The 11,038-nt window shown below is 68.1% G+C and carries 8 protein-coding genes; 2 read left to right on the top strand and 6 right to left on the bottom strand.

Going from position 1 to position 11,038, the window contains the following annotated elements:
* Positions 1-453: 453 nt before the first annotated feature.
* Together tyrS and DWQ67_RS07220 are read right to left on the bottom strand one after the other, a co-directional pair.
* Positions 454-1,767 (bottom strand): tyrosine--tRNA ligase, encoded by a 1,314-nt coding sequence (gene tyrS, locus DWQ67_RS07225; protein ID WP_199712637.1) that lies wholly within the window; start codon positions 1,765-1,767, stop codon positions 454-456.
* Between the two features lie 13 nt (positions 1,768-1,780).
* Complete coding sequence (locus DWQ67_RS07220) at positions 1,781-4,075, bottom strand: HelD family protein (RefSeq protein WP_121484894.1); 2,295 nt, start codon at positions 4,073-4,075, stop codon at positions 1,781-1,783.
* Between the two features lie 145 nt (positions 4,076-4,220).
* On the opposite strand from DWQ67_RS07220, the gene DWQ67_RS07210 reads away from it, so the two are divergent.
* Complete coding sequence (locus DWQ67_RS07210) at positions 4,221-5,081, top strand: hypothetical protein (protein WP_147433645.1); 861 nt, start codon at positions 4,221-4,223, stop codon at positions 5,079-5,081.
* 2 nt (positions 5,082-5,083) lie between these two features.
* Here DWQ67_RS07210 and DWQ67_RS07205 read toward each other — a convergent pair whose 3' ends face one another.
* Entirely contained in the window at positions 5,084-5,626 is a 543-nt protein-coding gene (locus DWQ67_RS07205; RefSeq protein WP_199712636.1) for an adenine phosphoribosyltransferase, read from the bottom strand.
* Positions 5,627-5,638: 12 nt separating this feature from the next.
* Positions 5,639-7,090, bottom strand: a complete 1,452-nt coding sequence (gene argH / locus DWQ67_RS07200) for an argininosuccinate lyase (RefSeq protein ID WP_121484890.1) — start codon at positions 7,088-7,090, stop codon at positions 5,639-5,641.
* Between the two features lie 229 nt (positions 7,091-7,319).
* Here argH and DWQ67_RS07195 point away from each other — a divergent pair, with 229 nt between their 5' ends.
* Positions 7,320-7,787 carry an ankyrin repeat domain-containing protein gene (locus DWQ67_RS07195; protein WP_121484889.1) on the top strand — a complete coding sequence of 156 codons (468 nt, stop codon included), beginning with the start codon at positions 7,320-7,322 and terminating at the stop codon, positions 7,785-7,787.
* On the opposite strand, the gene DWQ67_RS07190 is transcribed toward DWQ67_RS07195, so the two are convergent.
* Together DWQ67_RS07190 and DWQ67_RS07185 are read right to left on the bottom strand one after the other, a co-directional pair.
* Positions 7,784-9,928, bottom strand: a complete 2,145-nt coding sequence (locus tag DWQ67_RS07190) for an amidase (RefSeq protein WP_121484888.1) — start codon at positions 9,926-9,928, stop codon at positions 7,784-7,786. The genes DWQ67_RS07195 and DWQ67_RS07190 overlap by 4 nt on opposite strands.
* A complete protein-coding gene (locus DWQ67_RS07185) occupies positions 9,925-11,037 on the bottom strand; it encodes an agmatine deiminase family protein (protein WP_233555959.1) in 1,113 nt (370 codons plus the stop codon). Before DWQ67_RS07185 ends, DWQ67_RS07190 begins: the two co-directional genes overlap by 4 nt.
* Between the last annotated feature and the right edge of the window lies 1 nt (position 11,038).

Below are 11,038 nucleotides of genomic sequence, written 5' to 3'. Positions count from 1 at the left end.
AACACACAAACAAACACCACTTCAATAAATAAAACGGTGTCAACAAACTTGGCACACTATTGAGTTCTCAAACAACGGACGCTTTCCGACTCTGCATCATCCCGATGGACAATGTTTCACTCGAAAGCGCTAGATCAGCTTATCCCACCGCGTGTCGCTGCGCAAATCCACCGTTCAGGTGCTGTACGCCTCGCCGTCATCTTGTCGCCGATCCGGGACACGATGAATCCTGGACCAGAAGTCCGAGGAGGTGAGTGGTTGTCCGCGCTCCGCCGGATCTTCCCTTCCGGGTGATCCCTGCGGCCGTTGCGGCAACGAGATGGAACTCTATAGGAGGTTTTGGCCGGACGCAAATCGGGTGCACCCGCCGGACACAGCGGAGGGCGGTGACCCCTTGGTCACCGCCCTCCACTCGCGTGTTCCAGCCGGGCCGCCCAGTGCAGCCAAACAACATCAGCCCAGCCGGGCAGCCGCCAAGTTCTTCTTGCCGCGGCGCACCAGCAGGGTGCTCCCGTGCAATGCATCCGCCGTGCCAAAGGTGGCCTCGGGATCCGTGATTTTCACGTTGTTCACGTACGCGCCGCCCTCCGCGATGGTCCGGCGCGCCTCCGAGTTGGACGCGGAGAGCCCCGTCTTCGTCAGCAACTCCACGATCCCCACGCCCTGGCTCACCGCAACTGCCGGCAGCTCGGCGGTCATGGACTGCACGGTCTGCGCGTCGATGCCGGCCAGATCGCCACCACCAAACAATGCCTGGGACGCGGCGATGACCTGCTCGGTCGCCTCCACCCCATGCACCAGAGCGGTCACCTCAAACGCGAGGGCCTTTTGCGCCTCACGGGCAAAGGGACGCTCGGCCACGGCCTGCGCCAGCGTCTCGATCTCCTCACGCGAGCGGAACGTGAAGATCTTGAGCCGCTCCACCACGTCCGCATCCGCTGTATTGACCCAGAACTGGTAGAACGCGTACGGCGAGCACAGCTCGGGATCAAGCCAGATGGCGTTGCCCTCAGACTTACCAAACTTGGTGCCGTCCGAGTTGGTGATCAGCGGAGTGCCGAGGGCGCTGACGTGCTTGCCTTCCACCTTGCGCACCAGTTCGGTACCAGAGGTCAGGTTGCCCCACTGATCGGAACCGCCGGTCTGCACCGTGCAGCCGTAGCGGCGGTACAGCTCCAGGTAGTCCATGCCCTGCAGGATCTGGTAGCTGAACTCGGTGTAAGAGATGCCCTCATCTGAGTTGAGGCGCTTGGCGACAATGTCCTTCTTCATCATGGTGCCCACGCGGAAGTTCTTGCCGATGTCTCGCAGGAACTCCAGCGCCGACATGGACCCGGTCCAGTCAAGGTTGTTGACCATGCGGGCCGCATTCTCTCCCTCAAAGGAGAGGAAGCGCTCAATCTGTCCGCGCAGGGACTGCACCCACTCCTGCACCAGCTCCGCCGGGTTCAGAACCCGCTCGCTGCTCTGGCGCGGGTCACCGATCATGCCGGTGGCCCCGCCGACCAGGCCAAGCGGCTTGTGCCCGGCCAACTGCAGCCGGCGCATCAGGAGCAACTGCACCAGGTGCCCAAGGTGCAGGCTGGCTGCCGTGGGATCAAAACCGCAGTAATACGTGACGGACTCTTCGCTGAGGACTCGTTCCAGTTCCGCCTCATCCGTGGACACCTGGACAAAGCCGCGCCACTTGAGTTCCTGGAAGACGTTTGCAAAGGTCTGGTCGTTACGCTGCGCGGACAGGTCCACGGCGGATTCAGTCTTGGTCACGGGAGAAAGACTATCAATCGGCGACCGAGAGCGCGGATTGCGCCGACTGAAGCAGAGCCGCCGGAGCGTCCTGCCCCACGGACACGACGGCGAGCCGCTGGGTGGTGCGCGTCAGCGCCACATACAGATTGCCCACCACCCCGTCTGACTCGCGCACCACGGCACCCGGATCCGCCACCACCACGGCGTCGAATTCCAGGCCCTTGGCCTCGGTGGCGCTCAGCACCAGCACATCTCTGCCGCTGGCCGCGTCCCCCGCGCCCTCCCCCACGCGCCCGGCAAAACGCTCCTGGGCCGCGGCCCGCAGGGCGTCCACGTCCTGCGCAGCCGTGACCACGGCGCACAGCCCGCCAGGGACCTGCGCCAGGCTCAGCGCTACCTGATCCATGACCGCGGAACCCAACCCAGCGGCGTCGGGCACAGTCATCAGCGCCGTCTCCAGCTCCGCGTCACGCACCGCCTGCCCGCGCGAGAAGCGCAGCCCGGCGTCGCTCGCGACGCGCTCCGCCAACTCCACGACCTGGCGCGGCGTGCGGTAGTTGACCGTGAGCTCCGCCAACGTGAAGCGGTCCTCCACGAAGGGCTCCAGGGCCTGCGCCCAACTGCTCGACGCCGCGGGGGCGTCTGCCTGAGCCATGTCACCCACCACGGTGAAGGACTTGATGGGACAGCGGCGCATCAGCAGGCGCCACTGCATGGGAGAGAGCTCCTGGGCCTCGTCCACCACGACGTGACCGTAGGTCCACGTGCGATCCTCGGCGGCGGCCTCCGCCGCCGTGGCACGGCCGATTCCTACCTCGTTGTACCCGGCCAGGGACTCGGCATCGATGAAACCCTCGATGCCCTCCTCCGAGAGCTGCGCGTGCACATTGCGCACCGCCTGCTCGGCGTTTTCCAGGTCGCGCTTGCGCTGGGCCTCCAGCTCAGCCGCGGCCCGACCAGCCGTGGGATCCAGCTGGCCCAGCAGATCCGCCGCCTCATCCAACAGCGGCACATCAGACTCTGTCCAGGCGTGGCCCGGCTCGCGGCGCAGGGCGGCGCGGTCCTTCTCGCTCCAGCCCTTGGTGACGGCCTGCAAAATCCGTTCGTCGCTGAAAATCCCCTCCAGCAGGCGCTGCGGCGTCATGGGCATCCAGCACAGGTTCAGTGCCACGCGGACGTCACCCGAGGTACGCACATCCTCAGCCAAATAGGACCGATCGGCGTCGTTGCCGCCGCCGCTGCTGGCCTCCAGCGCCGCTTGCAGCTGATCCGCCAGCTCCCGCACCAGGATCTTCACGAAGGTCTCGCGCGCCTCGTTGTAGGGCTTGTGAGTCTGACGAGCGCGGTCGCGAGCCCGCCGCACCTGCTGCGGGGTGAGGACCAGCTTGGTCCCCTCCACCACCACGGTGCGCGGACCGGCCGGGACGCGCTGGCGCTGAGCCACGGCTGCCTTGATGGCCTCCGCCATGCGCAACGATCCCTTAACCCGCGCGGTGTGGCGCTCCTGCTCCGGGGCCGCATCCAGCCCGGGCCAGAGCCTGCCGAGGCTGGACATGACCACGCCGGTCTCACCGAGCGAGGGAAGGACACGATCGATGTAGCGCAGGAAGGCATCCGAGGGGCCAACCACCAGCACACCGGCCCGGCGCAGGCGCTCGCGCTGTTCGTAGAGCAAAAACGCGGCACGGTGCAACGCCACGGCGGTCTTGCCCGTGCCGGGGCCGCCCTGAACCACCAGCACACCCGGCAGCGGCGCGCGAATGATGCGGTCCTGCTCGGCCTGGATCGTGGCGACAATGTCACCCATGCGCCCCGTGCGGCGAGCGTTCAGCGCAGCCAGCAGAGCGCCGTCGCCCTGGCCTGAGCCCTCCGCCAGAGCCCGCTCCGGATCAAGGACGTCGTCCTCGATCGACACCACGTCGCGGCGCTTCAAGGTGAGGTGGCGCCGCAGGCTCACGCCGCGGCGATCAAAGGCCGTTGCCTGGTAAAAGGCGGCAGCCTCCGGGGCGCGCCAGTCCACCAGAAGCCGGGTCTGGTCATCCTCCGTCAGGCCAATGCGACCGATGTAGCGGCTGGGCTCCTGCGCGTGGTCCTGATCCAGGTCAAGCCGGCCAAAGGCCAGACGCTCCTCCACGGCGTCCAGCTGCGCCAGCCGGTCCTCATACAGCGTGGCGAAGGCATCGCGCTCCGACTGGTTCTGCCGCGAACCAATGGCCCCCGTTGAACGCACACGCTCCAACTGATCACGCTTCTGATCCCGCAGAGCGTCCAGGCGCCCGTAGAGATGGTGGACATACTCCCGCTCGTGCTCCAGCTCGTCAGCCAACGCGTTCCCCTCACCATCGAAACAAGACGCATCAGTCTACGCCCTACCCCTTGCCCCACAGAGGGAACCCGGGCGACTAAGCTTGCCGCACACCTCGTCCACGCTCATCGCGAGCCGGGCGTCTTTCACGAAGCTAGGACCCATCGTGCGCAAGTCCCTCAAGCCCCTGTCACTCGCAGCCCTCGTGGTGGCCTCCGCCGTGGTGCTCAGCGGCTGCGCCGGCGGCGGCGCGTCCAGCGAATCGTCAGCACCGACGACCTCCGCTGCATCGTCCAGCAATCCCGCCAGCGCCCCAGCCCAGTCGGGTTCGACGGGGCCCTCCGGGATGCCAGGCTCGGCGTCCGCGAACAACGCCGCCCCCAGCGCCGCATCGGCCGCCGCCCCGGCTTGGTCCAGCGTTGCTCCAGCCATCGTGGAGAACCTCAAGAACGCGAAGTCGCTGACCGTGACCGGCGGCTCCGGCAAGGGCAACCAGAAGATGGACATGAGCGCCAAGGGGGCCGTGAGCAAGACCGGGGACTTCGAGATTGTCATGAAGCAGACGGACATGAACGTGGACTTCAGGATGATGCGCGTGGACGGCAAGGCCTACATGAAAGGCAACGAGGCCGCGTACACCGAGATGATGGGCGACGAGTCCGGGACCACCGCCAAGCTGGTGGGAGATAAATACTTGCTGCTCTCCGACGAGATGCTGCGCAGCTTTGGGGAGAGCCTGAACCTGGCCGGACTCCGTGACGAGCTGGTCAAGATCACCCCCAAGCCCAGCACCAAGATGAGCGCCAAAGTGGGCGAATACGACGGCTCCCCCGCCCACGTGTACGCCGATTCAAAGGTCACGGTGTATGTGGCCACGGACGGCTCCAACCGCCCACTGGCCTACCAGGAAACCTCGGGAACACAGAGCTACGTGATCTCCGAATGGGACAAGGACTACAGCCTTGCCACGCCGGATCCGGACAAGGTCATGTCCATGGAGGAGCTGCAGAAGCAGGCTCAGCAGTAGGTCTACGCCAGCTGCAGCGCGTTGATCTCCCGGCCGGCCAACTTGGCGCGGCCACCCAGACCATCCAGTTCAAGGACCACGGCCACGCCGGCCACGGCGCCGCCGGCCTGCTCCACGAGCTGCACTGCTGCGTCCATGGTGCCGCCGGTGGCCAACACGTCATCCACGAGCAGCACTCGCGCGCCTGGCTTAAGAGCGTCCTGGTGAATCTCCAGGGAGGCGCTGCCGTACTCCAGCTCGTAGTCCCTGCGGAACACCTCCCGCGGGAGCTTGCCGCCCTTGCGCACAGTCAGTAGGCCGGTGCCCGTGGCATAGGCCACGGCGGAGGCCAGCAGGAAACCGCGGGCCTCCATGCCCGCCACCGCATCGAAACGGCCCTCAAACGGCGCCGCCAGCGCGTCCACCACCCGGCGCAGCCCCTCGCCATCGGCAAACACCGGGGTCAGGTCCTTGAAGGAGATGCCGGGTTCTGGGTAGTCCGGAATCACGGCGCAGAGCCGATCCAGCAGGGCCTCGATGGACTCTGGCACATTTTCCTTCGTCATGAGCCTCACCGGTTACGACCTGGGCCCAAAGGTCTGCGCCTGCAGCCTGGCATCCGCGTAGCCGCGCACCGCGTCCAGCTGCTGCGTGAGCGCGTCCAGCTGGGCGGCGACAGCGGACGGCGCCGTTCCGCCCTGGCCGGCGCGGGCATTGAGCGAACCCTCCGTGGAGAGCACCGAGCGCAGCGCGGGCGTGAGCTCCGGTGAGATGCCCGCATAGTCCTCATCCGTGAGATCCCACAGCTCGACGCCGCGTGATTCAGCCAGTGCCACGGCCTCACCGGAGAGCTCGTGGGCCACCCGGAAGGGCACACCCTGCTTCACGAGCCACTCGGCAATATCCGTCGCCAGGGCAAAGCCCAGCGGCGCCAGCTCCGCCATGCGGGCGGTATTGAAGGTCAGGGTTGCGATCTGACCGGAGACGGCCGGCAGCAGCAGTTCAAGGGTGTCCGCGGCGTCGAACACCGGCTCCTTGTCCTCTTGCAGATCGCGGTTGTACGCCAGCGGCAGGCCCTTCAGCGTGGCCAGCAGGCCGGCCAAGTCGCCGATCAGGCGGCCGGACTTGCCGCGCGTGAGCTCCGCAACGTCAGGGTTCTTTTTCTGCGGCATGATCGAGGACCCGGTGGAGTAGGAATCATGCAACTTCACGAAGCCCACCTCCTTGGTGGCCCAGAAGATGATTTCCTCAGAAATCCGTGACAGATCCACGCCGATCATGGCGCACACCCAACCGAACTCGGCAAACACATCGCGGGACGCGGTCCCATCGATGGAGTTCCACACGGCGGAGTCAAAGCCGAGCTCTGCGGCCACCGCGTTGGGATCCAGCCCCAAGGTATTTCCGGCGAGCGCACCAGAGCCGTAGGGGGACACGGCTGCGCGGGCATCCCAATCCGCCAAGCGCTGCACATCCCGCAGCAGGGCCCAGGCGTGGGCCAGCAGGTGATGGCTGAGCAGGATGGGCTGGGCGTGCTGCAGGTGCGTGCGCCCGGGCATGGGCGCGTCCGGGTGGGCCTTGGCCTGCTGCACCAGCGCGTCCACCGTGGCGATCACACCGCGGGCAATCAGCCGGGCGTGGTCTCGCAGGAACATGCGGCCCAACGTGGCGATCTGGTCATTGCGGGAGCGGCCGGCGCGCAGCTTGCCACCCAACTGCGTGCCCGCACGCTCAATGAGCCCGCGCTCGAGGGAACCGTGCACGTCCTCGTCGCTCTCCGAGGCCACGTAGGCACCCGAGACCACGTCTGCGTCCAACTGTTCAAGGGCCTGGAGCATGCCCTCCAGCTCCTCGTCGTTGAGCAAAGCGGCGGTGTGCAGCACGCGCGCGTGCGCCTTGGAGCCGGCAATGTCGTAGCGAGCCAAGCGCCAATCAAAGTCCGTTGACTTGCTCAGCGCGGCTAGCGCGTCCGCCGGGCCCCCAGAGAAGCGTCCGCCCCACAGGGCTCCCTCGTTTGTGCCGTGGGACATGGTGTGCCGCGCTCCTCTTCCTGTGCCGAATCCGACGCGGGCCGGGGCCACGCATCCTTTACGCCTCATCCTATCGAGACACCCCGGGGCGCCGTGACCTCGTGACGGGCGCTCTGGGCACCGGGCCCGCTGTCCCGCAGGCGGGCTGGCTGTGGGGGGCCGGCTGTGGGGTCGGGGCTGGGGTGGGGGCTGGGGGAAGAACGGTCGGCCAACTCGTTAGGCTGGGACCATGACTTCCACGCCGCATCATGACGAGTACGAACGCGCGATCACGGCCCCGGCCCAGGTGGGCGGGAGCCAGGATGGCCCGGAGCTGACGGATGATCAGGTGGCGTTTTTGAACCAGCTCTTTGACCTGGCCCGCCACGGTGACGCCCGCCTGATCGAATTCATTGGGCAGGGCATCCCCGCGAATCTGGCGGATCACAAGGGAGATACCTTCCTGATCCTGGCCGCTTACTCCGGCCAGTCCGCCCTGGTGGAGTCCCTCTTGACGGTCGGCGCTGACGTCAACGCCCAGAATCAGCGCGGCCAGTCGCCCCTGACCTGCGCTGTGTTCCGCGGGGATGAGTCCCTGGTGCGCACCCTCCTGGCCGCCGGCGCCGATCCGGAGGCCGGCGTGCAGAACGCGGTGGCGACCGCCAAGGCGTTTGGCCAGGAGGGCATGCTGGAGATCCTCCAGCCCCAGAACGGCTAGCAGCCGCCCAGGGTCCGGCTGGTGCCCAGCTCCACCGTGCTGCCATCCTCCAGTTCGAGCGCCGCTACGGCCACCACGAGGTGGCCATAGCGGGCGCGCCACTGGCTGTGGAAGCGCTGGCTTGCTGGCACCAGGGCCGCGAAACTCCCTTCTGACTGCTGGGTGGCCAACACGCCGTCCACCGAGACGGTGGCAGCACGCACCGACGCCCCGCCCGCCGCCGCAGCGACCGCCTCAGCGGCCGCCTCAGCGGCCGCCTCAGCGGCCGGCGTCCCGGCGACTCGCACAGGCTGAAGCCTGAGAACAACACGGTTCCACGCGGCGTCGAGCGCTTCCGCCGTCGCCGTGCAGCCCAACTCCCAGGCGGTCCCGCCAGCGGCGCCGCCGCCCTCAGTGCCGGGCTCAGTGCCTGCCCCAGTCCCGCCAACAAAGTGGCCCAGCTCCGGCACCCCGGCGGGCACCTGGCGCCTGGCGCCGGTGGCCTCAAAGCCGGCCGCCCAGCCAAGCAGGCGCGCGTCATCCCAGCCCCGCCCGGCCCAGGTCAGGCCAAAGGGCATCCCGATATCCGCCGCCAGCCCCATCGGAACCGTCACAGTCGGAATGCCCAGGTGACGCCACAGCAGATTGCCGTTGGCGACCCAGGTGCCATCGCGCCAGGCCAACTCGTGCCCGGCCGGGTCCTGGTCCGCGTCCGCCGGCGCAATGTCAGCGCTGGTGGGCAGGATGATGGCATCAAGGCCCTCCGCGTCCAGCCACTCGTCAAAGAGCTCACGGCGAGCGCGGTCCAGGCCGCGCAGCCCCTCATCCAGCCCGGGCAACTCGGCGGGGCCGTGCACGCCGCGCTCCTGCACAAAGCGGACGTAGTCCCCCATGCCAAAGTCCTCGCCAAACTCGTCCTCGATCTGTCCGATCGGGGTGGGGAAGACCTTGTCCGGGTCCACCTCCAGCAGGGTCTTGGGCCCGCGGGCGCCGGGCATGTCAGCGTTGGCGCGCAGGAAGTCCTCCAGCGCCCAGGCCGCCAGGTCAATGAGCTCGGTGCGAAGGTAGCCCTCCGGCTGGTAGCCCAGGTCCTCCAGCCCGCCCTGGAAGCCGCCGCCCTCACCAAGGAACGCGTGCGTGCCCTCATACGCGGTGAGCGCGGGCAGGTCGCAGTCCACCACCGTGGCGCCTGCCGCGGTGAGGTCGGCGATCGCGGCGTCCAGCAGCCCGACGACGCTTGGCCGGGTCTGCACCGCGGCCTTGCCGTCCGTGCCGTCCACGTTTTTGTAGATGCGGGGCACGCCAAGGCGCAGCCCGCTCAGCGACGCCGCGGCGCCGGGCAGCAGGCCGGTGTAGGAGGCCGGGCGCAGCTCCGAGGAGGCGGGAATCGCCACGGCCTGCTGCACGCGCCAAAAGTCGCCGCGGGTCTGCGGATCATCTGCCACCATCTGATCCAGCACCAGCAGCAGGTCCTCCATGGAGCGTGCGTGCGGCACCACCACGTCCATGGTGGGCACCAGCGGCCAGTTGCCGCGCATGGAGATGACTCCCCAGCTGGGCGTGTAGGCGCAGAGTGAGTTGTTGTTGGCCGGGGCACGGCCGGAGGACCAGGTCTCCTCCCCCAGGCCAAAGGCCCCAAAGGAGGCGGCGGTCGCGGTGCCGGAGCCGTTGGAGGAGCCGGAGGCCCACGCGCTGGTCAAGTACGCGGCGTTGTACGGGGACTCCGCGCGCCCGTGCAAACCGCGCTGCATTCCGCCGTTGGCCATGGGCGGCATGGTGCTCAGGCCGAGGCAGATGGCCCCGGCCTCTCGCAGGCGCGAGATGGAGAAGGCGTCCTCCCCCGCGATCAGTTCCTCAAAGGCCGGGGAACCGGCAGAGACGGGAAGGCCAAAGACCTTGTAGCTGTCCTTGGCTGTGAACGGGATCCCGTCCAGCGGGGAGCGAACCACACCCACTGCCCGACGCCGATCGGCCTCGCGGGCCTCACGGAACGCCGCGGGGTTCAGGACCGGAACGGAGTTCAGGACCTGCCCGTGGCGGTCATAGGCGCCCAAGCGCTCAAGGTAGGCGGCCACCAGGCGCACCGAGCTGACCCGACCCGCATCCAGCGCGGCGCGCAGCTGAGCGACAGAGGCCTCCAGCACGCCGTCGAACGCGCTCACCGGACCCCGCCCTGTGTGGTGTGCGAGGTCTGGGCGGCGGCGCTGGCGGCGCCCTGACCGTTCAGGGAAGCCAGCGCCGCCGGCCCGGAGACGGGCTGGTGCTGGGTGATGCAGTGGATGCCGCCTCCGCGGGCAAAGAGCTCGCGTGCGTCCACGGTAACGACCTTGCGGCCGGGGTAGGCGGCGGCCAGGATCTCGCGGGCCCGAGCGTCCGCTCGGTCCTCGCCGTAACCGCAGGCGATCACGCCGCCGTTGACGACCAGGTGATTCACGTAGCTGTAATCCACCCAGCCCTCGCCGTCCTGCAGGGTGGCGGGTGCGGGCAGGTCAAGGATCTCGAAGTGGCGCCCGCGTGCGTCCGTGGCCGCCTCCAGGACCTCACGGATGTGCGCCATGATGGCGTGGTCCGGGTGGGAGGGGTCCTCCTGGGAGTGCAGCAACAACACGCCCGGGGACGCGATGGTGGCGACGATGTCCACGTGGCCGCTGGTGCCAAGGGAATCCATGTCCCGGTGCAGGCCGCGCGGGAGCCAAATGGGGGTCGTGGCGCCCAGGGTGCGCGCCATCTCCACCTCCACCGTGCCTTGGGTGGCCTCCGGGTTGCGGCGCGGATCCAACTGGACGGTGCGGGTCAGCAGCACCGTGCCCTCGCCGTCCACGTGGATGCCGCCGCCCTCATTGACCAGAGCGGAGCTGACGACCTCGGCGCCGGCCATCTCAGCGACCGTGCGGGCCGTGGGGCGGTCCGGGAGCCAGTTGGCCCAATCGTGATCCCCCCAGCCGTTAAAGACCCAGTCCACGGCACCCAGGCGGCCGTCCTGGCCCAGCACAAAGGTGGGGCCGGTGTCTCGCATCCAGAACTCGCCCACCGGAGCTGGCACGGTGGCGATGTCCGCGCGCAGGTGCTGGGCGGCCGCGTCCGCTGCCACCGGGTCAACCAGCATGGTGACCGGCTCAAAGTCGGCCACGGCAGCGGCGACGGCTGACCACGTGGCGAAGCCAGCGGCGCGGTCCGTGTCCGTCTCCCCCAGCGTGACGCCAGGGCGGGGGAAGGACATCCACACGCGTTCCTGCGGGGCGGTCTCCGAGGGCATGTTCCAGGTGTTCATG

Origin of the sequence: Galactobacter caseinivorans, from assembly GCF_003640665.1 — a bacterium.
Classification (GTDB): domain Bacteria; phylum Actinomycetota; class Actinomycetes; order Actinomycetales; family Micrococcaceae; genus Galactobacter; species Galactobacter caseinivorans.
Note: the sequence above shows the minus strand (reverse complement) of the source record. Positions and strands in the feature narration are given on the sequence as shown.